General features: G+C 51.0%; 26 protein-coding genes. 17 read left to right on the forward strand and 9 right to left on the reverse strand.

The features are described 5' to 3' along the window. Position 1: 1 nt before the first annotated feature. Positions 2-292 (reverse strand): helix-turn-helix domain-containing protein, encoded by a 291-nt coding sequence (locus QEN31_RS22685; protein ID WP_000362050.1) that lies wholly within the window; start codon positions 290-292, stop codon positions 2-4. Continuing rightward, positions 293-604, reverse strand: coding sequence for a cytotoxic translational repressor of toxin-antitoxin stability system (locus tag QEN31_RS22690; protein WP_001159630.1), 312 nt, complete (start codon positions 602-604; stop codon positions 293-295). Between the two features lie 217 nt (positions 605-821). Between QEN31_RS22690 and QEN31_RS22695 the strand changes: the two genes are divergently transcribed. From QEN31_RS22695 to QEN31_RS22705, 3 genes are all read left to right on the forward strand, one after another. Then, positions 822-1,751 carry an alpha/beta hydrolase gene (locus tag QEN31_RS22695; protein ID WP_001127703.1) on the forward strand — a complete coding sequence of 310 codons (930 nt, stop codon included), beginning with the start codon at positions 822-824 and terminating at the stop codon, positions 1,749-1,751. An 85-nt stretch (positions 1,752-1,836) separates the two neighbouring features. Further along, on the forward strand, positions 1,837-2,148 hold the full coding sequence (locus tag QEN31_RS22700) for a type II toxin-antitoxin system HigB family toxin (protein ID WP_000558166.1): 312 nt from the start codon (positions 1,837-1,839) through the stop codon (positions 2,146-2,148). Further along, entirely contained in the window at positions 2,145-2,591 is a 447-nt protein-coding gene (locus QEN31_RS22705; RefSeq protein WP_001259011.1) for a helix-turn-helix domain-containing protein, read from the forward strand. Before QEN31_RS22700 ends, QEN31_RS22705 begins: the two co-directional genes overlap by 4 nt. A gap of 14 nt (positions 2,592-2,605) precedes the next feature. Here QEN31_RS22705 and fabY read toward each other — a convergent pair whose 3' ends face one another. The 6 genes from fabY to QEN31_RS22735 all read right to left on the reverse strand — a co-directional run bounded on the left by fabY (position 2,606) and on the right by QEN31_RS22735 (position 7,415). Then, positions 2,606-3,547: a fatty acid biosynthesis protein FabY gene (gene fabY / locus QEN31_RS22710; protein ID WP_001518251.1), complete on the reverse strand. Its 942-nt coding sequence runs from the start codon at positions 3,545-3,547 to the stop codon at positions 2,606-2,608. Positions 3,548-3,591: 44 nt separating this feature from the next. Further along, positions 3,592-4,029, reverse strand: a complete 438-nt coding sequence (gene dtd / locus QEN31_RS22715; RefSeq protein WP_000560974.1) for a D-aminoacyl-tRNA deacylase — start codon at positions 4,027-4,029, stop codon at positions 3,592-3,594. After that, positions 4,026-4,898, reverse strand: a complete 873-nt coding sequence (locus QEN31_RS22720) for a virulence factor BrkB family protein (protein ID WP_000921427.1) — start codon at positions 4,896-4,898, stop codon at positions 4,026-4,028. Before QEN31_RS22720 ends, dtd begins: the two co-directional genes overlap by 4 nt. Next, complete coding sequence (gene yihX, locus QEN31_RS22725; protein WP_000965695.1) at positions 4,892-5,491, reverse strand: glucose-1-phosphatase; 600 nt, start codon at positions 5,489-5,491, stop codon at positions 4,892-4,894. The genes QEN31_RS22720 and yihX overlap by 7 nt, the downstream gene beginning before the upstream one ends. 190 nt (positions 5,492-5,681) lie before the next feature. Then, positions 5,682-6,485, reverse strand: coding sequence for a DeoR/GlpR family DNA-binding transcription regulator (locus QEN31_RS22730; protein WP_000059693.1), 804 nt, complete (start codon positions 6,483-6,485; stop codon positions 5,682-5,684). A gap of 33 nt (positions 6,486-6,518) precedes the next feature. Next, positions 6,519-7,415 carry a sugar kinase gene (locus QEN31_RS22735; RefSeq protein WP_001520529.1) on the reverse strand — a complete coding sequence of 299 codons (897 nt, stop codon included), beginning with the start codon at positions 7,413-7,415 and terminating at the stop codon, positions 6,519-6,521. 164 nt (positions 7,416-7,579) lie between these two features. On the opposite strand from QEN31_RS22735, the gene yihU reads away from it, so the two are divergent. The 14 genes from yihU (at position 7,580) to QEN31_RS22805 (ending at position 22,978) form a co-directional block, all read left to right on the forward strand. Continuing rightward, entirely contained in the window at positions 7,580-8,476 is an 897-nt protein-coding gene (gene yihU, locus QEN31_RS22740; RefSeq protein ID WP_000268253.1) for a sulfolactaldehyde 3-reductase, read from the forward strand. A 22-nt stretch (positions 8,477-8,498) separates the two neighbouring features. Further along, positions 8,499-9,377, forward strand: coding sequence for a sulfofructosephosphate aldolase (yihT, locus tag QEN31_RS22745; protein WP_001067421.1), 879 nt, complete (start codon positions 8,499-8,501; stop codon positions 9,375-9,377). Between the two features lie 15 nt (positions 9,378-9,392). Next, on the forward strand, positions 9,393-10,634 hold the full coding sequence (gene yihS, locus QEN31_RS22750; RefSeq protein ID WP_000870946.1) for a sulfoquinovose isomerase: 1,242 nt from the start codon (positions 9,393-9,395) through the stop codon (positions 10,632-10,634). A gap of 3 nt (positions 10,635-10,637) precedes the next feature. Further along, positions 10,638-11,495, forward strand: coding sequence for an aldose-1-epimerase (locus QEN31_RS22755; protein WP_001675468.1), 858 nt, complete (start codon positions 10,638-10,640; stop codon positions 11,493-11,495). Positions 11,496-11,538: 43 nt separating this feature from the next. Then, positions 11,539-13,575 (forward strand): alpha-glucosidase, encoded by a 2,037-nt coding sequence (locus QEN31_RS22760; protein ID WP_099949739.1) that lies wholly within the window; start codon positions 11,539-11,541, stop codon positions 13,573-13,575. 45 nt (positions 13,576-13,620) lie between these two features. Next, on the forward strand, positions 13,621-15,003 hold the full coding sequence (locus QEN31_RS22765) for an MFS transporter (RefSeq protein WP_000084251.1): 1,383 nt from the start codon (positions 13,621-13,623) through the stop codon (positions 15,001-15,003). 45 nt (positions 15,004-15,048) lie between these two features. Next, the gene (locus QEN31_RS22770; RefSeq protein ID WP_000064888.1) at positions 15,049-16,470 is read left to right on the forward strand and encodes an MFS transporter; all 1,422 of its coding nucleotides are present in this window, start codon (positions 15,049-15,051) and stop codon (positions 16,468-16,470) included. A 67-nt stretch (positions 16,471-16,537) separates the two neighbouring features. Then, positions 16,538-17,230: a porin OmpL gene (ompL, locus tag QEN31_RS22775; RefSeq protein WP_000838828.1), complete on the forward strand. Its 693-nt coding sequence runs from the start codon at positions 16,538-16,540 to the stop codon at positions 17,228-17,230. Positions 17,231-17,386: 156 nt separating this feature from the next. Next, positions 17,387-18,235 (forward strand): STM4015 family protein, encoded by an 849-nt coding sequence (locus QEN31_RS22780; protein ID WP_001042093.1) that lies wholly within the window; start codon positions 17,387-17,389, stop codon positions 18,233-18,235. A 12-nt stretch (positions 18,236-18,247) separates the two neighbouring features. Continuing rightward, positions 18,248-19,273 carry an STM4014 family protein gene (locus QEN31_RS22785; RefSeq protein WP_014343927.1) on the forward strand — a complete coding sequence of 342 codons (1,026 nt, stop codon included), beginning with the start codon at positions 18,248-18,250 and terminating at the stop codon, positions 19,271-19,273. Beyond that, the gene (locus QEN31_RS22790) at positions 19,266-20,141 is read left to right on the forward strand and encodes an STM4013/SEN3800 family hydrolase (RefSeq protein ID WP_000282794.1); all 876 of its coding nucleotides are present in this window, start codon (positions 19,266-19,268) and stop codon (positions 20,139-20,141) included. The genes QEN31_RS22785 and QEN31_RS22790 overlap by 8 nt, the downstream gene beginning before the upstream one ends. A gap of 1 nt (position 20,142) precedes the next feature. Next, positions 20,143-21,384, forward strand: a complete 1,242-nt coding sequence (locus tag QEN31_RS22795) for an STM4012 family radical SAM protein (RefSeq protein WP_001062055.1) — start codon at positions 20,143-20,145, stop codon at positions 21,382-21,384. After that, positions 21,381-22,259 (forward strand): STM4011 family radical SAM protein, encoded by an 879-nt coding sequence (locus QEN31_RS22800; protein WP_099949740.1) that lies wholly within the window; start codon positions 21,381-21,383, stop codon positions 22,257-22,259. Before QEN31_RS22795 ends, QEN31_RS22800 begins: the two co-directional genes overlap by 4 nt. Next, entirely contained in the window at positions 22,244-22,978 is a 735-nt protein-coding gene (locus QEN31_RS22805; RefSeq protein ID WP_001270592.1) for a Cof-type HAD-IIB family hydrolase, read from the forward strand. Before QEN31_RS22800 ends, QEN31_RS22805 begins: the two co-directional genes overlap by 16 nt. 54 nt (positions 22,979-23,032) lie before the next feature. Here the strand turns inward: QEN31_RS22805 and typA are convergent, their stop codons facing one another. Continuing rightward, entirely contained in the window at positions 23,033-24,856 is a 1,824-nt protein-coding gene (typA, locus tag QEN31_RS22810) for a ribosome-dependent GTPase TypA (RefSeq protein ID WP_000572067.1), read from the reverse strand. Positions 24,857-24,969: the final 113 nt, after the last annotated feature.

Here is a 24,969-nt window from a genome sequence, read left to right on the forward strand (position 1 = left end):
CTCAATAACGCAATGCTTGTATAACGTTTCTCGGGTCGTTGGCAATGGCGCGAAGTAACGCTTTGGCTGGCCCTGTCGGTGAACGTCTTCCTTGCTCCCAGTTGCGCAGCGTATCCACGTTGACCGAAATCAGCTCTGCAAACTTAGATTGCGACAACCCAGATGCCTGCCGTATTTCTTTAATCTTCATTGCATCAATATGAAAGGTACGAGAAGGTTCACGGGTCCCTTCAATGATTTCATTCATTTGAGACATACTTTGAGTTAATCGCTCAAATAACACTTTATCCATCTACCACCTCTCATTCAGCATACGAAGCACCGCTTTTTCCTGCGGCGTGAGATCATCTTTAATGCCTTTTTGATAAATCAGAAGCAAGCGAATCTCATACCGTTGACTACGGTGAAAATAGATAATTCGCACGCCACTACGCTTTCCTTTGCCTCGCGCTCCCCAGCGCATTTTTCTCAGGCCGCCCGTTTCCTGAATGACATCACCACAATCTGGATGCTGAGCCATAAAAACCTGAAGCTTATGGTATTCATCATCATCGAGCAGTTTTTTAACATCTTCAGTAAAGAGTTCCGTTTCTATAAATTGCATATTCCATACGCCATTGGCTTATAGTAGTGAAAATAATCTATACGTCAATGGCGTATAGCATCATCGTTTCACAGTACAAAAATTAAAAACCCAGCGCCAACCGCATTCCATTTTTTGCGAACCTCTATCCAGAATCATTATCCCCTCGTTTCACCACTTTCCATCCCCAACGAACCAGGTTATAAACTGTACATACATACAGTCAAAGGAGCGTTATATGCCACTGGAAAAAGGAATTGCCGAACTGGTCGCTGGGTTTATCGCCGCGGGCCGCCCCTCTTCTCGCGAACAGAATATTGATGACCGGAGGGCGGGCTACATCGCCAGCACGACACTGGCAGGAGAAACAGAAACCCGCGTCCAGGTTGAAGATATTGAACTCGATGCCATGACGTTTCGCGTGGTTTCGCCGCTCAATGCCACAGGGAAATTACCCTGCATCATTTATTATCATGGTGGCTGCTTTGTCAGCGGCGGTTTTGCCACTCACGATAACCAGTTAAGGCAGTTAGCTTTTTACAGCCGTTGTCGCGTGATTGCGGCACAGTACCGACTTGCACCAGATCACACCTTCCCGGCCGCACATAACGATGCCGAAACCGGAGCCAATACTATCTGGAAATATGCCCAGAAACTGGGGATAGATCGCGAGAACATTACGCTTGCTGGTGACAGCGCGGGTGGGCATCTGGCGCTGGTCACCGCGCTACGCCTGAAAGCCGCCCGTCAATGGCAACCTGCACAGCTGATTCTGATCTACCCCATGCTGGACGCAACCGCCAGGTTTGCGAGCTACACCTGTAATGGGCTGGATTACATTATCACGCGTGACACGCTGCTTTCAGGCTACGAGATGTATATGCCGCGAACCGATCCACTGCATCCTGAAGCCAGTCCGCTCTGGCGTGAGGACTTCGCCGGACTGCCATCCACGCACATCATTACTGCCGAATTCGACCCACTGCGCGATGAGGGCGAGGCCCTGTATCAACGGTTCCAGGAACAGGGTGTGGAATGTACTTGCCAGCGCTATCTCGGTGTCATCCATGGCTTTTTCCAGCTCGGAGGCGTGAGCCAGGCGGCACGAAGCGCCATGCGAGATGTGGCCTGGCGTGTTGTAAGTCCATCAACAGGCAAAATGACCTAAAATTCAATTTTGTTTTCAACTTGAAAACTGGATAACGTTGCGCTAAATTGTTTTCAGGTTGAAAACTTTGTAATGGAACTACATTGTGCATGTTATCAGCCGAAAACCGTTCAATGAAGCGATGCTCATGTATCCAAACCATGAGCTTGCTCTCACTGAGTTGCTGAATGTTCTGGAGAAAAAAACATTCACTCAGCCTGAAGAGATGAAGCGGTATATTCCTTCACTGGATAATTTTAAGTACAGAGATAAATGGTGGGTGATTGATGTTTCTGGTAACAGCCTGAGACTCATTTCCTACATAGATTTCAGGTTACATAAGATATTTGTGAAACATATCGTTTCCCATGCCGAATATGACAAACTGACCGCATACTATCGGGGTAATAAAGAATGAGAACTCATCGTCAGATGGATGCAACCAGCGCAAAAAAGATCGTTGATACCTTCAGCGATGCGGTAAAAACCGTCCCACTGATGGGGGAAGACCGAAATGACAATGAGTATCGCAGGGCACTAGCGCTAGTGGAGTTTCTGGTCGACCACGACGATCTTGAAAACCCACTATTTGAATTGCTCTGTGCCCGAATCAGTGAATACGAAAAACATGCGCCGGAATTCAAAGCACTCAACCAACACCTGGAGAAAACGCCCCCTGGCGTTTCAGTATTGCGAACGCTCATGGATCAATACGGTCTCAAAGCAGCAGATCTTGCCAACGAACTTGGTTCTAAATCGAACGTCAGCAACATCTTAAATGGCCGCAGAGCACTAACGGTTAATCATATTAAAGCGCTTACACAACGCTTCAAACTACCAGCAGATGCCTTCATCGAGTAGTTGGATATGTCCAGCTACTCCTCCTCATTCCCGCCCTCTTCATACGGGCCGAACGGTTTCGCAGGTAGTACGATATAAATGCCTTCGAAAATTGCTCCGGCGGTCTCGCCGCCCAACAGTTCAACCTGCAACTGGACACGCGCTTTTTTACCCCGCGCCAGCCTGTCCAAATCACCGCTTAGCGACCCCAAATCAGCCACGGCGTTTGGCTTTCCGCTAATGGGTTTACTGTAGCGAATATGGGCGTCAGCAAGAATAATCGTCCCGCCCAGGTGGCGTTCACGGAGCATCAGCCAGATAAGTCCCCATCCGGTCAGCGTCGCCAGGGAGAACAGGCTGCCGGCAAACACCGTGTGATGCGGATTTTGATTACCGGTTTCCGGCATCGTGGTGATAAATTTTTGCCCGGTGTACTGCTGAATGCGCACCCCCATCTTTTCACTCAATGGAATGTGCTCATACCAGGCCTGCTGAAGCTGCCCGCACCAGTCGCCGCGATGCAGGATATCATCCAGCGATGCTACCGGTTTAATCATCAGAAAATGGCGGATTGGCGTGGTTGTGGGCGTAGTAATCTCCCCCTGATTGACAAACCCGAGTTTGGCAAAGAACTCAACCGCATCTTCGCGCGCACTGCAGGTGACGCGCTTAACGCCTTCCTGGCGGGCAACAGACTCCAGGGTCATCGCCATTAATGTCCCCAGCCCTTTATCCTGTACCGAGGGATGTACAGCCATAAAACGGATAGACGCCTCGTTATCTGCATTGATATAAAGGCGGCCCACTGCAACTAAATTTCCTTCTTCGTCCACCACCATTTGATGGTGCGCCAACGCATCCCAGCCATCCCGTTCCGACCCTTTCGGCTGGTGCAGCGGTTTACGCAGCATCTCCCAGCGAAACTGGTAGTAACGTTCTAATTCTTCTTCTGTTTGCGGAACTCGAAGGTGATACATAGCCGTACTCTCTCTTGTTATCCGCGGCCACGCCGGAAGCTGACTCATACCTGGAGCCAGAATGTCACGGGGCCGTCATTAACCAGCTCAACCTGCATATCGGCAGCGAAGCGTCCGGTTTGCGTGTTTATCGCCTGCTGGCGGCAGCGCTCGACAAAATATTCATAAAGCGCCTGCGCGCGATCCGGCGCAGCCCCGCCGGAAAAGCTTGGCCGCATACCGCGCTCGGTATCTGCCGCCAGCGTAAACTGCGACACCACCAGCACGCTGCCGCCAGCCTGTTGTACATTCAGATTCATCTTGCCGTCAGCATCGCTGAAGATACGGTATCCCAGCACGCGCTCGCACAGACGATTCGCTTTTTGTTCGTCATCTTCTTTTTCGACACCCAATAACACCAAAAGTCCTGGGCCGATTTTACCCGTCACCTCGTCCTCCACGGTGACGCTGGCACGGGTTACGCGTTGAATTAATGCAATCATGGTTGGTCAGCTTCTTCTTGTTCTGCGGCTTGTTTGAGTTTTCGGTATTCCCCGAGAGTGACAGTTATTTCTGCGCCAAGCAAGACTATACACCAGGTCCAGTATACCCAGACAAACAGGATAGGGATCACTGCCAGTACGCCATAAATGAGCTGATATGACGGGAACATGGTGATATAAAGCGCGAAACCTTTCTTTCCGGCCTCGAACAGCAACGCTGCGACAAACGCGCCGACAAGGGCGTCACGGTTCGGTACGCGAGTCGTTGGGACAATACTGTAAAGTAACCAGAATGAGATCCACGAGAGCAGCAGCGGAAGGATGTGCAATACATTGTCGATGACCGTATTCAGATCGCTGGCCCAGCGTAAAGAAAGCAGGTAGGAGCTGATCGCCAGGCTGACGCCAGCGAGAAGCGGGCCGAGCGTGAGGATCATCCAGTACACCGCAAAAGAGTACACTTTTGGCCGTGTGCGTTTGCTGCGCCAGATAGTGTTTAAGGCGCTATCAATGGCGTACATCAACAGCAATGCCGTCACAATCAGTCCACAGGCGCCCACCGCCGTCATTTTGTTGGAATTAGCGACAAACTGCTCAATATAGCGCTGAATCACGTCTCCGGTGGCTGGCATAAAGTTAGCAAAAATAAAATGGCGTAACTGAATGCTGACATCAGAAAACATCGGAAAAGCAGCGAAAAGGGCAAAAACGACGGCAATAAGCGGTACTAAGGAGAGTAATGAGACATAGGCGAGGTTTCCCGCCAGAGTCGTCATATTATCCTCATCGATACGCTGCCATAATAGCTTGAGCCAGGCCCGAACAGGGCGCGTATGGCGTCCAGCTTTTTGGTGAACGGTTTTTAGCATAACAGCTTCGCGAAATAGTCAGGGATGGTGGCTTTATCCTTCACCAGAATACTGGTGATCCCCAACTGGTTGGCCCCTTCTATATTATCGGCATTGTCGTCGAAAAAGACCGCATCGGCAGCGGAAAAACCTTCTTTCTGCAGGACGTGCTGATAAATACGCGCTTCCGGCTTACGCATTCCCAAATCCTGCGATAAATAGATATGGTCGGCGGCAGCGCGCACCTCCGGGTATTCCTCCGGCCAGAAGTGGGTATGCAGTCGGTTAGTATTGGATAGCACCACCACGCGATGCCCCTGCTCGCGCAGTTTATGCATGATAGCAATCACCTCGGGCCGTAATCCGACAAATACCGCCTGCCAGCCGTGCGCAAATTGTTCATAACTGAGCGATAACGCCATTTCATGACAGAAAGCTTCAGCAAACGCTTCGTCCGTTATCTCACCGCGTTCATGTTGGTGAAAAGTCTCGCCCATCGTAAATTTTTGCTTCAGCGAAGCCAGCGGTACTCGACTCAGATCGCTCCACACACCTAATACGCGGTTAAAGTCGATGTCGACAATCACATTACCTAAATCAAAGATGTAGAGCATGTCATTCTCCTTGCTAACCGGGGATGAATAACTGTAGCGGGAAAGGAGAAGTTTGACTATGTATCCCTTTATAAATCAATTAACAAAAAGACAATAGAAACGCAGACGATGTTCAATATCGCCTGCATCACAGCGCCGTTTTATTGGCCGGATAAAGCGCTGACGCGACCCTCCGGCGCAAGGGCGCTTGTCACGCTGAAACGGCGTCGTCCAGCGAAGGACTCACCTGAACCACTTCGATTTGCTGGGATTGAAGTAAATTCTGTAATGCCGGACCGGGATACTCGTCCGTAAACAGAGCGGTAATCTGTGACACATTGCCGATCTCAACCGCCGCAGAAGCATGGTATTTCGTATGATCGGCGGCCAGCAAAATATGTCGCGAGTGGGCCATCATGGTTTTCACTACGCTGGCTTCGTTGACATCAAACTCCAGTAACGCGCCATCGCTCTCTATCGCGCCTACGCTGGTGACGAGATAGTCAGCCCGGAACCCCGCCACAAACGCCGCCGCGGATGGCCCGATAATGCCGCTATTATGCGGGCGCAGCGTGCCGCCAGGCACCATCACTTCAAAACGAGGGTTATTATAAAGAATGTGCGCGACGCGCAGGCTATTGGTGATAATGCGCAGATGATTATGGTTGAGCAGCGCGCGCGCCACCTGCTCAACCGTCGTTCCAATCGTGATAAATATCGTGGAGCCATCCGGAATATAGTCAGCCACGGCTTCCGCAATGGCTTTTTTCTCTTGCGTCCAGGAGACCTCTCGCTGCTCAAAGGCGGTATTGACCACACTGGACGCTCTGCCAGCGCCGCCGTGATGACGCGTAATCAGCCCCTGCTCGCTTAATTTACGAATATCGCGGCGAACCGTCTGGGTAGAGACCTCCAACAAACTGGCTAACTCATCGATATTCATATAGCCGCGCTCATCAATTAGCATTAACAGCCGATCGTGTCGCGGATTACCGGTCAGTTCGGTAAGACTCATGAGCATTCCTCTAAAAGCTTCCTACTGCTCATATTATACAAAAAGTGACAAGAAAGATCGGGTTTGCTCACAATCAGGGATACCCGCCCGGCCACCCGGGCGCGTACACTTCAGCGCGGCAACGCCGCTGGCGAATCTGACAGCCTCTTCGATGGCGTATCCGCTTGCCAGGCCAAATGCCAGTGCGCCATGAAAAACATCGCCCGCGCCAGTAGTATCCACCACCTCCACGGTAAAACCCGGTTGGTGGCGTACCGCCGCTTTTTCCAACCAGTTGCAGCCTTCACTGCCTCGCGTGACATAGACATGTCCATTTGTGAGCATTTGTGCTTTTTTTAGCGCATCAATGGCTTCGCTCATCCCCGTCAGGCGTGCCAGCCCTGGCTCGGAGAAGGCGGCGTGGTCGCTTAACGCCACCAGCTCGCTAATATCCTGCGGCGTAATATCGCCATCAAGAACAGTCATGACGCCAGCCTGACGCGCCAGCGTAAACGCCTGTTTTGCGCCGTCATGCCAGCGCACATCCGCCAACACCACATCCCACTGCGAAAAATCGATGTCGTTAAGCCAGTCGGCGTCAGGTAATAAATCCGGGCTGGGATAATTAACGATAATCCGCTCTCCTTTGGCATCCACCATAATCGCTGACTGCGACGACATGGCCTGCGTGTAGCGGCGGGTATAGCGGGTATTTACCCCCAGGGATTCCAGTTCCGCCAGCAGGCTGTTTCCGGTGTCGTCATCGCCCACACGGCCAATAAAGTCCACCTGTGCGCCCAATTTCGCCGCAGCCACGGCAGCGGTCGCCGCAGGCCCGCCGCCCACTTCCGTATAGCGCTTCGCCACATATTTACCCCCTTCTGTCGGTAATCCTTCCACGTAATAGATGCGATCCATCACGGTAATACCTACACAAGCAATACGAACCATGGTCATTCCTCAAGCATTTTCGATGTGCTCATTTTAATTTCACGAAATGTTTAAAAAGTGACGGCTGTCAATTTTTTGACTATAAATTACAAATACGATCACAAACAGACAGAAAAATGCTCATTAATGACAAAAAATGACACCACCGTGTTCAGGAGAACGATATGGCAGTTATAGCATTTATCGGGTTGGGACAGATGGGCTCCCCTATGGCGAGCAATCTGCTAAAGCAGGGCCATCAACTCAGCGTCTTCGATGTTAATCCCGACGCCGTACAGCGTCTGGTAGACAAAGGCGCGCAACCTGCAAGCAGCCCGGCTCAGGCAACCATCGGCGCTGAATTTGTTATCACCATGCTCCCGAACGGCGATCTGGTTCGTTCCGTTTTGTTTGGCGAGCAAGGCGTTTGTGAAACTCTTTCCCGTGAAGCGCTGGTCATTGATATGTCCACTATTCATCCGTTGCAAACCGATAATCTGATTGCCGACATGCAGAGCAAAGGGTTCAGCATGATGGATGTGCCGGTAGGCCGGACATCCGACAACGCGATTACCGGCACATTGTTGCTGCTGGCAGGCGGTACGGCGGAGCAAGTAGAGCGTGCTACCCCTGTTCTGATGGCGATGGGTAATGAGCTGGTCAACACCGGCGGCCCGGGAATGGGTATTCGCGTAAAACTGATCAACAACTACATGAGTATTGCGCTAAATGCGCTCTCCGCCGAAGCCGCCGTGCTGTGTGAAGCGCTGGGGCTTTCCTTCGACGTGGCTTTAAAAGTGATGAGCGGCACTGCCGCAGGCAAAGGGCATTTCACCACCACCTGGCCGAATAAAGTGATGAAAGGAGATCTGTCTCCCGCCTTCATGATCGATCTGGCGCACAAAGATCTTGGCATCGCGTTGGATGTCGCCAATCAACTGCACGTACCGATGCCGCTCGGCGCCGCCTCCCGTGAAGTTTATAACCTGGCGCGGGCCGCAGGCCGCGGTCGGGAAGACTGGAGCGCCATCCTGGAACAGGTGCGCATCAGCGCCGGGCTGACCGCCAACGTAAAAAAGTAACGACTGTATAAAGGAAAATTGAATGAACAACTACACCATCAAAGACATTACGCGAGCGTCCGGCGGGTTTGCCATGCTGGCTGTCGATCAGCGCGAGGCGATGCGTTTAATGTTTGCTGCTGCTGGTGCGAAAACACCCGTTGCCGATAGCGTGCTGACGGATTTCAAAGTGAATGCGGCGAAAATTCTTTCCCCGTATGCCTCTGCCGTTCTGCTGGATCAGCAGTTCTGTTATCGCCAGGCCGTAGAACAAAACGCGGTCGCTAAAAGCTGCGCCATGATCGTCGCGGCGGATGATTTCATCCCGGGCAACGGTATTCCCGTTGATAACGTGGTCCTTGATAAAAAAATTAATGCGCAGGCGGTAAAACGGGACGGCGCGAAAGCCTTAAAACTGTTGGTGCTGTGGCGCAGCGACGAAGACGCGCAGCAGCGTCTGAATATGGTCAAAGAATTCAATGAATTATGTCACTCCAATGGTTTGCTGAGCATTATCGAACCGGTTGTACGTCCGCCGCGCTGCGGCGACAAGTTCGATCGCGAGCAGGCGATTATCGATGCGGCCAAAGAGCTGGGCGACAGCGGCGCCGATCTTTACAAAGTTGAAATGCCGCTCTACGGCAAAGGCGCACGTTCCGATCTTCTTACCGCCTCACAACGCCTGAATGGGCATATCAATATGCCGTGGGTCATCCTCTCTTCCGGTGTGGACGAAAAACTGTTCCCTCGCGCAGTCAGGGTCGCCATGGAAGCTGGCGCATCCGGGTTCCTGGCGGGACGCGCGGTCTGGTCATCAGTAATTGGTTTACCGGATACCGAGCTGATGCTACGTGATGTTTCCGCGCCTAAATTGCAACGTCTGGGCGAGATCGTCGATGAAATGATGGCAAAACGTCGTTAATACGAGGATGACAGAATGAAATGGTTTAACACGTTGAGCCACAACCGCTGGCTGGAGCAGGAAACCGACCGCATCTTTAATTTCGGTAAAAACGCCGTGGTGCCGACAGGCTTCGGCTGGCTGGGAAATAAAGGGCAAATCAAAGAAGAGATGGGCACCCATCTTTGGATCACGGCGCGTATGCTGCACGTTTATTCCGTGGCGGCGTCGATGGGCCGACCGGGCGCTTATGATCTGGTCGATCACGGCATCAAAGCCATGAACGGCGCGCTGCGCGATAAAAAATACGGCGGCTGGTATGCCTGCGTTAACGATCAGGGCGTGGTAGATGCCTCTAAACAGGGTTATCAACACTTCTTCGCCTTGCTGGGCGCGGCCAGCGCCGTCACGACCGGGCATCCTGAAGCCAGGAAATTGCTGGATTACACCATAGAAGTGATTGAGAAATACTTCTGGAGTGAAGAAGAGCAGATGTGCCTGGAGTCCTGGGATGAAGCCTTCAGCCAGACGGAAGACTACCGTGGCGGCAACGCCAATATGCACGCCGTCGAAGCGTTCCTGATTGTTTATGACGTTACCCATGACAAAAAATGGCTGGATCGCGCGCTGCGTATCGCGTCGGTAATTATTCATGATGTGGCGCGCAACGGTGATTACCGCGTCAATGAACACTTCGATTCACAGTGGAACCCTATCCGCGACTATAACAAAGATAATCCTGCCCACCGTTTCCGCGCCTACGGCGGTACGCCCGGTCACTGGATTGAGTGGGGCCGTCTGATGCTCCATCTCCATGCTGCGCTGGAGGCCCGCTTCGAAACGCCACCCGCCTGGCTGCTGGAGGATGCGAAAGGTCTGTTCCATGCCACTATCCGCGACGCCTGGGCGCCAGATGGCGCAGACGGCTTTGTCTACTCAGTCGACTGGGACGGTAAACCTATCGTACGTGAACGCGTGCGCTGGCCGATTGTGGAAGCGATGGGTACGGCCTACGCCCTCTACACCCTGACGGACGATAGCCAGTATGAAGAGTGGTATCAGAAATGGTGGGACTACTGCATTAAGTACCTGATGGACTATGAAAATGGTTCCTGGTGGCAAGAGCTGGACGCCGATAACAAAGTGACCACCAAAGTGTGGGACGGCAAGCAAGATATTTACCATCTGCTGCACTGTCTGGTCATTCCTCGTCTGCCACTGGCGCCGGGCCTGGCTCCGGCGGTCGCGGCGGGTCTCCTGGATATCAACGCGAAATAGGTCATGAGGATGGCAGCCATGCACAGCGGTGGAAAAACTATTCAGCTTAATGCGGGCCATTACCAGGCGAAAATCGTCACGGTTGGCGCAGGTCTGGCGGAACTGACCCATCATGGACGCCATGTGGTCATCCCGCATAAACCGGAAGAAATACCCATGGCGCATCTGGGGAAAGTATTGATTCCCTGGCCAAATCGCGTGACAAATGGCTGCTACTCCTATAACGGCAAGGTTTTCCAGCTTGCCGTTAACGACCCGGTTTCGCAGACCGCCATTCACGGTCTGTTAGCCTGGCGAGACTGGCAGATTAATTATCAGTCGGCGACGGAAGCGTCGCTAACGATTTTTCTGCCGCCCTCTTACGGCTATCCCTTTGCGTTGATATCGGAAGTGATTTATCGGTTAGATGCCGCCAGTGGGCTGCACGTATTGATTCGTACGCAAAACATTGGCGATGAATCAGCCCCTTATGGCGCGGGCGCGCATCCTTATTTGACTTGCAATCTGCAAAGCATCGATAGCTGTGTATTAACACTGCCTGCAAGCGAAGAATTGCCCGCAGGCAGGGATTTTTCCGCATCATGCCTGCTCGGCGAAACGCGCCTTGATCATGCGGTTAAGACCGCGACTACCCCGGCTGAGTGGGAGGTCAGACTTACCAGCCCAACGCAGAACATGTCCACATTTTTACGCAGCACCCAGCCCTGGTTACAGATCTATACCGGCGAAAAACTCAGCCGAAAAGGTCTCGCGGTAGAGCCTATGAGCTGCCCGCCCGATGCATTTAATTCCGGGATCGCACTGATTCATCTTGCCCCAAAAGCGATCCATCAACTGCATTTTTCCATCGGCTGCGACTAGCCCAAATGGATTACCGAATTACCCTACATTCACGGAGATTACAATGAATTCTCTACCACAACGGTCAACCGATTTTGAACTGACAACATCACAGGATGGTTTTGCGCTTAGCTGGCAACAGCGCCTGATTTTACGCCACAGCACCGAAAATCCCTGTCTGTGGATTGGCGCGGGCGTTGCCGACATTGACATGTTTCGCGGCAACTTTAGCATCAAAGACAAACTTAACGAAAAGATTGCATTAACGGAGGCCACCGTCAGCGAGCTACCTGACGGCTGGCTGGTACAATTCAGCCGTGGCGCAACAATTAGCGCCACCCTTCGCATCTCCGCCGATGAAGCGGGACGCCTGCAGCTGGATCTGCAAAACGACGACCTGCACCATAACCGTATCTGGTTACGTCTCGCAGCTAATCCAGACGACCATATCTACGGCTGCGACGAACAGTTCTCTTATTTCGATTTGCGCGGCAAGCCGTTCCCGCTGTGGACCAGCGAACAGGGCGTTGGCCGTAATAAAACCAGCTATGTCACCTGGCAGGCAGACTGTAAAGAGAACGCCGGCGGCGACTATTACTGGACCTTCTTCCCGCAACCGACCTTTGTCAGCACGCAGAAGTATTACTGCCACGTCGATAATAGCTGCTATATGAATTTCGACTTCAGCGCGCCGGAGTATCACGAACTGGCGCTGTGGGAAGATAAAACTACGCTACGTTTTGAGTGTGCCGACACCTACATCGCCCTGCTGGAAAAACTGACTGCGCTGTTAGGTCGCCAGCCGGAGCTGCCGGACTGGGTTTACGACGGCGTCACGCTAGGCATTCAGGGCGGTACGGAAGTTTGCCAGCAAAAACTGGATACCATGCGCAACGCAGGCGTAAAAGTGAACGGTATTTGGGCGCAGGACTGGTCCGGTATCCGCATGACCTCCTTTGGCAAGCGCGTGATGTGGAACTGGAAGTGGAATAGCGACAACTATCCACAGCTGGATAGCCGTATCAAACAGTGGAAAGAAGAAGGCGTCCAGTTCCTCTCTTATATCAACCCATACGTCGCCAGTGATAAAGACCTCTGCGCCGAGGCGGCGAAACACGGCTATCTGGCGAAAGACGCCACGGGCGGCGACTATCTGGTCGAGTTTGGCGAATTCTATGGCGGCGTGGTCGATCTGACCAATCCTGAAGCTTACGACTGGTTCAAAGACGTCATCAAAAAGAGCATGATCGCGCTCGGCTGCAGCGGCTGGATGGCGGATTTCGGCGAATATCTGCCGACCGACACGTATCTGCACAACGGCGTCAGCGCCGAGATCATGCATAACGCCTGGCCTGCGCTCTGGGCGAAATGTAACTACGAAGCGCTACAGGAGACCGGCAAGCTCGGCGAGATCCTGTTCTTTATGCGTGCGGGTTACACCGGCAGTCAGAAATATTCCACCATGATGTGGGCAGGTGACCAGAACGTTGACTGGAGCCTTGATGATGGTCTGGCCTCTGTCGTGCCTGCGGCATTGTCGCTGGCAATGACCGGCCATGGTCTGCATCACAGCGATATCGGCGGCTACACCACCCTGTTTGACATGAAACGCAGCAAAGAGTTGCTGCTGCGCTGGTGCGATTTCAGCGCCTTTACGCCGATGATGCGCACCCATGAAGGCAACCGCCCCGGCGATAACTGGCAGTTCGACGGCGACGCGGAAACTATTGCCCACTTTGCCCGCATGACCACCGTCTTTACCACGCTGAAACCGTATCTCAAGCAGGCGGTGGCGCAAAACGCGGCTACCGGTCTGCCGGTCATGCGTCCGCTATTCCTGCATTACGAGAACGATGCCGCAACCTACACCCTGAAATATCAATATCTGCTCGGTCAGGATCTGCTGGTCGCGCCGGTTCACGAGCAGGGGCGTTGCGACTGGACGCTGTACCTGCCGGAAGATCACTGGGTGAATATCTGGACCGGCGAAGCTCACCACGGCGGTGAAATTACCGTGGATGCGCCCATTGGCAAGCCGCCGGTCTTCTATCGCGCGAAGAGCGAGTGGGCTTCACTTTTTGCTTCTTTACGGAATATCTAATACGGCTCGCCCGCAGGGAAACCTGCGGGCAGATGGAGAAGAATAATGAGTCAAACATCATCGAATCCGGCAACCCTACGCTTGCCGTTTAAAGAAAAACTTGCCTATGGACTGGGGGATTTAGGTTCTAATATCCTGTTAGATATCGGAACCCTCTATTTACTCAAATTTTATACCGATGTGCTGGGTTTACCAGGGACTTACGGCGGGATCATTTTCCTGATCGCCAAATTTTTTACCGCATTTACCGATATGGGTACCGGCATTATGCTCGACTCGCGGCGTAAAATTGGTCCGAAGGGCAAATTCCGCCCGTTCGTGCTTTACGCGGCATTTCCGGTAACGCTACTGGCGATTGCTAACTTTGTCGGCACACCGTTTGAGGTGACGGGAAAAACCGTCGTCGCAACGATGCTGTTTATGCTGTACGGGCTGGTTTTCAGCATGATGAACTGCTCGTATGGCGCGATGGTACCCGCGATTACCAAGAACCCGGATGAACGCGCCTCGCTTGCCGCCTGGCGTCAGGGCGGCGCCACTCTCGGCCTGCTGCTGTGTACCGTTGGCTTTGTGCCGGTCATGAACCTGATCGAAGGCAATGCCCAACTCAGCTATATTTTCGCCGCCACGCTATTTTCATTGTTTGGCCTGCTATTTATGTGGCTGTGCTACGCCGGCGTTAAAGAGCGCTACGTCGAAGTGAAACCTGTCGATAGCGCGCAAAAGCCTGGATTATTGCAGTCGTTCCGCGCCATCGCCGGTAACCGTCCGCTGTTTATTCTGTGTATCGCCAACCTTTGTACTCTTGGCGCCTTCAACGTCAAACTGGCGATTCAGGTTTATTACACCCAGTACGTTCTTAACGACCCGATCCTCCTCTCCTGGATGGGCTTCTTTAGCATGGGCTGTATTTTTATCGGCGTTTTTTTGATGCCCGGCGCTGTAAGGCGTTTTGGCAAGAAGAAAGTCTATATCGGCGGGCTGTTAATATGGGTGGCAGGCGATCTGCTCAACTACTTCTTTGGCGGCGGCTCGGTCAGTTTTGTCGCCTTCTCCTGCCTGGCGTTCTTCGGTTCCGCCTTCGTCAACAGCCTGAACTGGGCGCTGGTTTCCGACACGGTGGAGTACGGTGAATGGCGCACCGGCGTCCGCTCGGAAGGGACGGTTTACACCGGCTTCACGTTCTTCCGTAAGGTCTCCCAGGCGCTGGCAGGGTTCTTCCCCGGCTGGATGCTAACGCAAATCGGTTATATCCCGAATGTGGTGCAATCGGCAGGCACCGTCGAAGGCCTACGCCAGTTGATCTTTATTTATCCTTGCGTGCTGGCGGTCATCACCATTATTGCGATGGGCTGTTTCTACAACCTCAACGAGAAGATGTACGTGCGAATTGTGGAAGAGATTGAGGCCCGGAAACATACGGTTTAACAACAATAAAATATAACGCCCTGCGGGGCGTTTTGAGAGGCGATTATGTCTAATCATGATCCGCTAACGCTAAAGTTGAGCCTGCGGGAAAAATGCGCCTATGGCGTGGGCGATTTCGGCTCAAATCTGATGCTGTGTATCGGTACGCTGTATCTACTGAAGTTTTATACCGATGAACTCGGGATGCCTGCATATTACGGTGGAATTATCTTTCTGGTGGCGAAATTCTTCACCGCTTTTACCGATATGCTCACCGGCGTATTGCTGGACTCACGCCGTAATATTGGCGCAAAAGGAAAGTTTCGGCCTTTTATTCTGTATGCGTCATTTCCAGTCGCTCTGGTTGCTACTGCGCAATTCTTTGCCACTCACTTTACTTTACCCGTTAAAACAGCCTTCGCGACGGTGCTGTTTATGTTGTTCGGTCTGTTCTACAGCCTGATGAACTGCTCATACGGCGCGATGGTACCCGCTATTACCAAAAATCCGCATGAGCGCGCCCAGCTCGCCGCATGGCGACAAGGCGGCGCTACCATTGGCCTTCTTCTTTGTACCGTAGGTTTTATGCCCATTCAGGCGCTGTTTACCCGTTCCCCTTCGCTGGGTTATCTGATTGCAGCAGTCATCTTTTCGGTCTGCGGGCTGTTCAGCATGTGGTGGTGCTTTAGCGGGGTAAAAGAACGGTATATCGAAACCGTACCTGACACGCATAAACCCAGCATATTGAAGTCCTTCTGCGCGATTTTTCGTAATCCGCCGCTGCTGGTGCTCTGCGTTGCCAATTTGTGCACGCTGGCCGCCTTTAATATCAAGCTGGCCATTCAGGTTTATTACACTCAGTACGTGCTGAACGATATTCATTTGTTGTCATGGATGGGTTTTTTCAGCATGGGCTGTATCCTGATTGGTGTTTTATTAGTACCTGCTGCGGTAAAACGCTTCGGGAAAAAACAGGTTTATCTTGGTGGTCTGATATTGTGGGCCGTTGGCGATATCCTGAATTTTATCTGGGGTGGAACGTCATTCCTGTTTGTTATTTTCTCTTGTATCGCCTTCTTCGGTACCGCTTTCGTCAACAGCCTGAACTGGGCGCTGGTTCCGGATACGGTTGACTACGGTGAATGGAAAACGGGTATTCGCGCTGAAGGCTCGGTGTATACGGGTTATACCTTTTCCCGCAAAATTTCCGCTGCGCTTGCTGGCTTTTTGCCAGGTATTATGCTGACGCAAATCGGTTATATCCCCAACATAGCTCAAAGTGACACCACGTTGCTTGGTTTGCGTCAGCTCATTTTTTTATGGCCTTGCGGTCTTGCCATTATCGCAGCACTAACGATGGGCTTTTTTTATAAGCTCAATGAACAACGTTTCGCTTTTATTATCGAGGAAATTGCCCAACGAAAGAAAACAGGTAATCAAATTGTCGCGACTAATAATAAACAAAGTATTTCTACTGTAAATAATTAAACGACGCTTGCCGCTTTATCCATCCCGATGGATGGCGGCTTCCCTATATTTGAAAAATGGATTTATTATGAAATCTCTGAATACTCTAGTGATATTAACTTCAGTAATATCCACCTCTGTTTTTGCTGGCGCTTATGTAGAAAACCGTGAGGCCTATAACCTGGCGTCTGACCAAATGGAGTTTATGCTGCGCGTCGGCTATAACTCCGATATGGGGGCCGGAATTATGTTGACCAATACCTATACGCTACAGCGTGATGATGAATTAAAGCACGGTTATAATGAGATTGAGGGCTGGTATCCATTATTTAAACCTACAGATAAATTAACCATCCAGCCTGGGGGGTTAATAAACGACAAAAGCATTGGTTCCGGCGGCGCCGTCTATCTGGATGTTAACTATAAATTTACCCCGTGGTTTAATCTTACGGTACGTAACCGATATAATCACAATAATTATAGTTCAACCGATTTGAATGGCGAACTGGATAATAATGACAGCTATGAAATCGGTAACTATTGGAATTTTATCATTACCGATAAATTTTCTTATACCTTTGAACCACACTATTTTTATAACGTTAATGATTTTAATAGTAGTAATGGTACGAAGCATCATTGGGAAATCACTAATACCTTCCGTTATCGTATCAATGAACACTGGTTGCCCTACTTTGAATTACGCTGGTTAGATCGTAACGTGGGCCCCTACCATAGAGAGCAAAACCAGATTCGTATCGGGGCGAAGTATTTCTTCTGATATTATTGCCTCTATTTTACGAATCAGCATCACAGCGGGTAGTTGTTCTGCCCGCTCATTCATCCTGAATCAGACTCCCGATATCCCGCCCCTAAGCGCCATGATAATATTCGCAAAGCGTTTTACCATATTCATGCTTATAGAGAAGGGAAACAAATGAATAAGCGATTTAATATTGATTGGGACAATGAATTAACCCAGGAACAGCTCATTAATTTGATTTTAACCGATGAAGATCTGCCAAAGCTTCGCTCACTGACCATTGGTAACTGGGGTGATTGTTGGGAAGACGAAACCTGCCAGCCTATTATTGATATGATTGTGGAGAACGCCTCCCGCTTTACTCACCTGGAATCACTGTTTATCGGTGATATGGAGAGCGAAGACTGCGAGATCTCCTGGATTAAACAAGGTGACTATTCCAGGCTCTATGCGGCGTTACCCAATCTGAAAGAACTGATTATTAAAGGCGCGTCGGATCTGCGACTGGGCGCTATACATCATGAGAAACTGGAGCACCTGGAAATCATTTCCGGCGGCATCCCTTCTAACGTACTTGCCGAACTACAAAATGCGCAGCTCCCTGCATTAAAAACGCTGAAGCTCTTCCTGGGCGTAGAGGGATACGGTTTTGACGGTTCGCTGGATGACGTGATGGCGCTGGCATCGAAAGATCTTTTCCCTCAGCTCACCCATCTGGGGTTGATGAACAGCGAAGAGCAGGATGATATCGCCCGCCGGGTGCTGGAAAGTAATATCCTGCCGCAGCTTAACGTGCTGGAACTCTCATGCGGTACCTTAACGGACAACGGCGCAGAGGCGCTGCTGGAGCATAAAGACCGAATTGCGCATCTGGAAACACTCGATCTCCACCACCACTATTTGACGCCGGAGATGCAGGAAAAGCTAAAAGCCACACTGCCGATAAACCTGAATCTTTCAGAAGCTCTGGAGCCTGATGATTACGATGGCGATATTTATATGAATGCGATGTACACCGAGTGATTGAGTAGGGGAATGTGCACATTCCCCTACTCAACGATAAAGGGATTTATTGTGATTACGCTCATTGGCCCCCATCAGAGCAAGCGCACGCATTATTTTATGCAGGCTGCCGCCGTACTTGGGGAACCCGTCACGGCGCTGACTCATCCGCAAGCGCTGGACGCTTCGCTGACCTCTGGCATCGTTAAAATCGACCCGCCAGTACACAGTGAAACAGACATCCGCAAAATAAACGCGATCGGTCTGGACTATATCCATTTTTTGCAGAACATGGCGGCGCGTCCTGGCGTCACCTGGCTTAACCATCCGGCGGGCCTCATTCACCTGTTGGATAAAAAACGCTGCAAGCGGCGCTTACTGGAACACGGCATCCCCACGCCGCCGTTGGTAGCGGAAGACGTAAAAAGTTTTGCACAGCTCACCGCCATCATGGAGGAAAAAAGGGTCGCCAGCGTGTTCATTAAGCCCTCGCTGGGTTCTGGCGCGGCGGGCGTTATCGCTTTGCGCCGCCACCCTGATGGCATAAAGCAGGTGCTTTACAGCGCGATTGTCATATCAGGACAACAGCTATTTAACAGCAAAAAAATCCAACAGTATCGTCAGAAAGAAGATATCCAGCTCATTATTAATGGCGTTCTTCAGCAGGAAAACCTCGTCGAACAGTGGCTGCCCAAAGCCAGCGTAAAGCATAAAACCTATGATTTACGCATCGTCTGCCTGGATGGCGAAATTATCTGGCGAGTGGTCAGAACCTCCTCGCAGCCCATTACTAACTTACATCTGCAAAACCAGGCTTACTGCTTCGAAAGTCTGGAGTTATCTGCCGCAAAAGTGACTGAGATCGATACGCTCTGTCAAAATGCCATGCGACTTTTCCCTGGCATTCGCTTAGCGGGTATTGATGTTTTACTTACCACCAGCCTGACGCCGTATATTATTGAAATTAATGGCCAGGGTGATTTGATTTATCAGGATGCGCAGCAGAATAATCTAATTTATCAGGCGCAAATCCGGGCCATGAGGAAGCAAAATGTATAATTCAATGGATGAAGTCCCCGTCTCGCTGCACGCGTCGATTGACACAGGCGATGGCGAATTCGATATGAATGCGCTAATTAGTAATAACGCTCATATTCTTTTTATTGTGCTGGACTCGTTACGCTACGACATTGCGCTTCAGGAACAAACCGCCGGAAATACGCCCAACCTTAATCATTATGGACAATGGACGAAATGCGAAGCGGCCGGTAATTTTACCTGGCCTTCGCATCACGCCATGTTTTCAGGTTTTATGCCAAAACCTATTGATGATACCGTTAATCAGACCATGCTGTTTTTCCCAAAAGATATCGGACTTGGTCGTAAAGGCCCGAAAAATGCATTTGCCTTTGATGACGCAACATGGATAAAAAGTCTGGAAAATAAAGGCTACCAGACCATCTGTATTGGCGGCGTCTCTTTCTTTAATAACCGCTCCGGCATGGGAAAAGTGTTCCCGTCGATGTTTAAAGAGAGTTACTGGCATCCACGCTTTGCCTGTACGGTTAAAGAGAGTATGGATAACCAGATCCATTATATCCAGAAAATCATGGCCGAGCGTGCTGGCAGCCAACCGGTCATGATGTATATCAATATCGACACGATTCATTACCCTAACCATTTTTACGTTGAGGGCGCGGCCCCTGGCGATACCGTTGAGACCCATGCCGCCGCGCTACGCTATATCGACGCCCGCATCGACGGATTACTGAACATTTTCCGCCAAACTGGCGGCGAAACGTTCGTTATTGTCTGTTCCGATCACGGTACCTGCTATGGCGAAGACGGGAAATATTTCCATAGTTTTAATCATCCGATCGTTAATACCGTTCCCTATATGCATTTCTTGCTGAGCTGTAATCATTAATATGAATAACAATGATATTTATCGTCAGTATATGTACAGTTATCCGCATAAGACGGCTTATCGGGAGCTGGAGAACGTCAGCTTTAGCGAAGTAAAACCGCGCATTTACGAGCACGACACACATCTGTATGTTCATATGCCCTTTTGTCAAAGTCGCTGCGGGTTCTGTAATTTATTTACCTGCACTGGCGCAGATAATACGTTCATTGATAGCTATATCGACGCGATTATTACCCAGGGCCGACAAATGGCGCTGGCGCCCGCCCACTGGGCAAGCTTTACCGTAGGCGGCGGCACACCTCTGCTATTAAATATTGCGCAATTAGAGAAGTTATTTTTTTCCGTCTTTGATGTGCTCAATGTTGACTGGAATATTTATAAAACGATTGAAACTTCCCCTACGGATACCACAGCAGAAAAAGTAGCGCTATTAAACGCCTTTTCCGTTAATCGCGTCAGTATTGGCGTACAAAGTTTTCATGATAGCGAGTTACATACGCTGCACCGCCGCCACAATGCCGCCAGCGCGCACCAGGCGCTGGAATGGCTAAAGGCGGGTCATTTTCCATCACTCAATATTGATATTATTTATGGCATTCCCGGACAGACTCACGCAAGCCTGACGGAATCATTACATCAGGCGCTCGTTTATCAACCGGAAGAGCTGTTTCTTTATCCGCTTTATAATATGCCTCGCCAGGAAAATATGCATAGCTACTACGTTTTAGCCCGCGATCTTTTACGCAACGCGGGCTACACCCAAACGTCCATGCGCCGTTTCGTCCTTAATCCAGCGCCATCCGCCGCGGCGGAAAGCTGCGGATTTGAAAACTCACTGGCGCTCGGCGCGGGCGGCAGAAGTTATCTTGGCAATCTGCATTACTGTTCACCGTGGTCGTCGAACCTGCAAACATCACGAAAAATCATTCAGGCGTTTATCGACAGCCCGGATAAAACCGTCATTAATCACGGTTATCTGCTTCCCCCTGATGAAATGAAACGCCGCTTTATCATTAAAAATCTATTTTTCTGGCAGGGACTTTCTCTTAGCGATTATCAGCAATATTTTGCCAGCGATGCGCTAAGGGATTTCCCCGACCTTGAACGCTTCATACGGCAGGGTTACTGCTATCAGAATGGCAGTCGCCTCCGGCTAACGGAGACCGGTATGGCATTATCCGATTGCCTTGCTCCTGTGTTCGTTTCGCCTGAGGTGATGCTACGGGAGAATCGGCAGCGATGAGCGCCCCCGCCCTGCGCGATATTCACACGCTGTTTTATCGCGGCTATCTTAAATCGTGTAATTATCATTGCGGCTATTGCCCGTTCCATAAACACGCCCGTAACGATAAAAAACGCGACGAAGCCGCGCTATGGCGCATGGTTGACCATTTGCCTCTTTTAGGTACGCCGTTGAATGTGATGATTACGCCTTATGGCGAGGCGCTACGCTTGCGTTATTACATGGCGGCGCTGGCAGAAATTAGCCGCTATCCTCATGTTCAGGCGGTCGGCATACAAACTAACGCCTCTTTTTCGTTAATGTCATTGCTGGAATCATTTCGTGCTGGCGGCGGAGATATCTCAAAGCTTCGGTTATGGTGTTCTTTTCATCCCTCACAAATTACCGCTGAGCGCTTTCTCCAGCAGTGTTTAGCGCTCTCTGCCGCCGGAATAACCTGGTGCGCGGGGGCTGTCGCCAGTATGAAAGATATCGACCAGTTTCGTTGGCTCCGCCAGCAGTTGCCTGACCAGAATTATTTTTGGTTTAACGCCAACGAGTGTGCCAATACCCGGCATACCGTTGAGGAAACCATCGCCTTCGGCGAACTCGATCCGCTGTATGTGATTGAAACGCAGCAGTGGCCAGCGCAGCTGGATATCTGTACCGCAGGAAGAAAAAGTATTTTTATGAATGCAGAAGGCGATCTTTTTGCTTGTCATATCAGCAAAATTAAAATGGGTAATTTATATCAACAACGGCTCAATTCTCCCGCCAGCCAGGCAAAGCAATGCCACTGTTTTCTCGCTTATCAGCACCGTCTCGATATTCCATTGCTGAATCACCTGGATGCCTCACGCTGTTTTAGGATCGGACGCTCATGCGATATCGTTTAATCGCTTTTGATCTTGATGGAACGCTGCTAAACCGTAATAAACAAATTCTGCCAGAGTCGCTAACCGCCATCCGTCAGATGCAGGACATGGGCTGCCGAATAATGCTTGTCACCGGCCGCTCTCATCGTGAAGCCTATGCGTATTATCAAACGCTGGCGCTCACCGAACCGATGATCTGTTGTAACGGAAGCTATATTTATCAACCGGCTCAACAGCAGATCCTTCACCCGCTGCCGCTGACGCACTTACAAACGGAAAAAATACTGGCGCGGGTATATCCGCTTAAACCGACAATTCGTGCTGATGATAAAATAATCTTTCAGGCTGATGAGCTAAGCAGTAGGGAGAATATCTGGCAAATCAGCATCGTTCATCGGCACATAAAACAACTACAAAATATTGCTGAGTTTATACAGCATGAATTACATCTAAGCTGTACCTGGTCCTGGCATCATCAACTGGATATTCTCCAGAAGGGGTGTAGCAAAGGACAAAGCCTCGCCAGATATGCACAGCAACAGCATATCGCAATGCGCGAAGTGATGGCGTTTGGCGATAATGATAACGATGCGGAAATGCTACGTTTAGCCGGATTGGGCGTCGCGATGGGGAATGCCAGCGCTCGGGCAAAGGTGTATGCGGATAGCGTCATTGGTCGGCATAATACGCCAGCGATTGCTGATTTTTTGGCAACCTTATCCCTTTCTCAACGTGAATAAAAAAACCCCGCCGAGCTTTCATTTCGGCAGGGTTTTTATCCGTAAGAGCGTTAATTACTCTTCTTTCTGACCACGGTTCGCACGGCGGCGATCGTTTTCCGTCAGGTGACGTTTACGGATACGGATAGAGGTTGGGGTGACTTCTACCAGTTCGTCGTCATCAATGAACTCCAGCGCTTGCTCAAGGCTCATTTTAATTGGCGGAACCAGAATCACCGCTTCATCCGTACCGGACGCACGCATGTTGGTCAGTTTCTTACCGGTCAGGCAGTTTACCGTCAGGTCGTTGGAGCGACTGTGAATACCAATAATCTGGCCTTCATAAACTTCCGCGCCGTGACCCAGGAACAGCTTACCGCGATCCTGCAAACCGAACAGCGCAAACGCCACCGCTTTACCCTGACCGTTGGAGATCAGTACGCCGTTCTGACGCTGGCCCACTTCACCCGGACGAATATCGTCGTAATGGCTGAAGGTGGAGTACAGCAGACCCGTACCGGAAGTCATGGTCATGAATTCTGAACGGAAACCAATCAGCCCACGGCTTGGGATCACGTAGTCGAGACGTACGCGGCCTTTACCGTCCGGATTCATGTTTTTCAGGTCGCCTTTACGCTCGCCCAGCGCCTGCATGACAGACCCCTGGTGCTGCTCTTCGACGTCCAGCGTCACGTTTTCGTACGGCTCTTGTTTACGACCGTCGATTTCACGGAAGATAACTTTCGGACGGGAAACCGCCAGTTCGAAACCTTCACGACGCATATTTTCAATCAGCACGGACAGGTGCAGTTCGCCACGACCGGATACACGGAACGCATCCGCATCTTCGGTTTCTTCAACGCGCAGCGCCACGTTATGCACCAGCTCTTTGTTCAGACGGTCAAGAATCTGACGAGAAGTCACAAACTTACCTTCTTTACCGCAGAACGGCGAGGTGTTAACGCAGAAGAACATAGACACGGTCGGCTCATCAACGGACAGCGCCGGCAGCGCTTCAACGTTCTGCGGGTCGCAGATGGTGTCGGAAATGTTCAGCTCGCCCAGACCGGTGATCGCAATGATATCGCCCGCTTCGGCGATATTGCTGTCGATACGCTCCAGACCCAGATGCGTCAGCACTTTACCTACTTTCGCGTTACGGGTTTTCCCTTCACTATCGATGATAGTGACCTGCTGGTTCGGCTTCACTTTGCCGCGTTTGATACGGCCAATGCCGATAACGCCAACATAGTTGTTGTAGTCCAGCTGGGAGATCTGCATCTGCAACGGACCATCGAGGTCAACGTCCGGCGCCGGAACATGATCAACAATCGCCTGATATAGCGGGGTCATGTCTTCCGCCATATCTTCGTGGTCCAGACCCGCGATACCGTTCAGCGCCGAAGCGTAGATGATCGGGAAGTCCAGCTGTTCGTCGGTCGCGTCGAGGTTAACAAACAGGTCGAATACCTGGTCAACAACCCAGTCAGGGCGCGCGCCAGGACGGTCAACTTTGTTGATAACCACAATGGGTTTCAGGCCATGAGCAAAGGCTTTTTTGGTCACGAAGCGCGTTTGCGGCATCGGGCCGTCAAATGCGTCAACCACCAGCAGCACAGAGTCAACCATGGACATGACGCGCTCTACTTCACCACCGAAGTCAGCGTGCCCGGGAGTATCAACGATGTTGATACGGTAATCATTCCATTTAATAGCGGTGTTTTTAGCGAGGATAGTAATACCACGCTCTTTCTCCAAATCGTTGGAGTCCATCACTCGCTCTTGAGTTTCGGCACGCGCGTCGAACGTACCGGATTGCTGGAGCAGCTTATCAACCAGGGTAGTTTTACCATGGTCAACGTGCGCGATGATGGCGATGTTACGCAAATTTTCGATCACAACTTTGCCTCAGGCATTAGAAATAGCGCGTTATTGTACACGGATTAATCGCACTACAAAACAGGATCACAAACATCCTCCGCAAACAAGTATTGCAGAGTCTCTTTGTGATC

The organism is Salmonella sp. SA15303 (assembly GCF_029962125.1).
Taxonomy (GTDB): domain Bacteria; phylum Pseudomonadota; class Gammaproteobacteria; order Enterobacterales; family Enterobacteriaceae; genus Salmonella; species Salmonella enterica.

Bases quoted from the DNA above. Each gene is read 5' to 3' on its own strand.
- dtd (WP_000560974.1), bottom strand. From the start codon at position 4,029: ATGATTGCATTAATTCAACGCGTAACCCGTGCCAGCGTCACCGTGGAG.
- QEN31_RS22800 (WP_099949740.1), top strand. From the start codon at position 21,381: ATGAGCGCCCCCGCCCTGCGCGATATTCACACGCTGTTTTATCGCGGC.
- QEN31_RS22805 (WP_001270592.1), top strand. From the start codon at position 22,244: ATGCGATATCGTTTAATCGCTTTTGATCTTGATGGAACGCTGCTAAAC.
- yihU (WP_000268253.1), top strand. From the start codon at position 7,580: ATGGCAGTTATAGCATTTATCGGGTTGGGACAGATGGGCTCCCCTATG.
- QEN31_RS22685 (WP_000362050.1), bottom strand. From the start codon at position 292: ATGGATAAAGTGTTATTTGAGCGATTAACTCAAAGTATGTCTCAAATG.
- QEN31_RS22780 (WP_001042093.1), top strand. From the start codon at position 17,387: ATGAATAAGCGATTTAATATTGATTGGGACAATGAATTAACCCAGGAA.
- QEN31_RS22720 (WP_000921427.1), bottom strand. From the start codon at position 4,898: ATGCTAAAAACCGTTCACCAAAAAGCTGGACGCCATACGCGCCCTGTT.
- QEN31_RS22770 (WP_000064888.1), top strand. From the start codon at position 15,049: ATGTCTAATCATGATCCGCTAACGCTAAAGTTGAGCCTGCGGGAAAAA.
- QEN31_RS22760 (WP_099949739.1), top strand. From the start codon at position 11,539: ATGAATTCTCTACCACAACGGTCAACCGATTTTGAACTGACAACATCA.
- QEN31_RS22790 (WP_000282794.1), top strand. From the start codon at position 19,266: ATGTATAATTCAATGGATGAAGTCCCCGTCTCGCTGCACGCGTCGATT.
- yihX (WP_000965695.1), bottom strand. From the start codon at position 5,491: ATGCTCTACATCTTTGATTTAGGTAATGTGATTGTCGACATCGACTTT.
- QEN31_RS22785 (WP_014343927.1), top strand. From the start codon at position 18,248: ATGTGCACATTCCCCTACTCAACGATAAAGGGATTTATTGTGATTACG.
- QEN31_RS22765 (WP_000084251.1), top strand. From the start codon at position 13,621: ATGAGTCAAACATCATCGAATCCGGCAACCCTACGCTTGCCGTTTAAA.
- QEN31_RS22755 (WP_001675468.1), top strand. From the start codon at position 10,638: ATGAGGATGGCAGCCATGCACAGCGGTGGAAAAACTATTCAGCTTAAT.
- QEN31_RS22690 (WP_001159630.1), bottom strand. From the start codon at position 604: ATGCAATTTATAGAAACGGAACTCTTTACTGAAGATGTTAAAAAACTG.
- fabY (WP_001518251.1), bottom strand. From the start codon at position 3,547: ATGTATCACCTTCGAGTTCCGCAAACAGAAGAAGAATTAGAACGTTAC.
- QEN31_RS22730 (WP_000059693.1), bottom strand. From the start codon at position 6,485: ATGAGTCTTACCGAACTGACCGGTAATCCGCGACACGATCGGCTGTTA.
- QEN31_RS22705 (WP_001259011.1), top strand. From the start codon at position 2,145: ATGAGAACTCATCGTCAGATGGATGCAACCAGCGCAAAAAAGATCGTT.
- QEN31_RS22735 (WP_001520529.1), bottom strand. From the start codon at position 7,415: ATGGTTCGTATTGCTTGTGTAGGTATTACCGTGATGGATCGCATCTAT.
- ompL (WP_000838828.1), top strand. From the start codon at position 16,538: ATGAAATCTCTGAATACTCTAGTGATATTAACTTCAGTAATATCCACC.
- yihS (WP_000870946.1), top strand. From the start codon at position 9,393: ATGAAATGGTTTAACACGTTGAGCCACAACCGCTGGCTGGAGCAGGAA.
- QEN31_RS22695 (WP_001127703.1), top strand. From the start codon at position 822: ATGCCACTGGAAAAAGGAATTGCCGAACTGGTCGCTGGGTTTATCGCC.
- yihT (WP_001067421.1), top strand. From the start codon at position 8,499: ATGAACAACTACACCATCAAAGACATTACGCGAGCGTCCGGCGGGTTT.
- QEN31_RS22795 (WP_001062055.1), top strand. From the start codon at position 20,143: ATGAATAACAATGATATTTATCGTCAGTATATGTACAGTTATCCGCAT.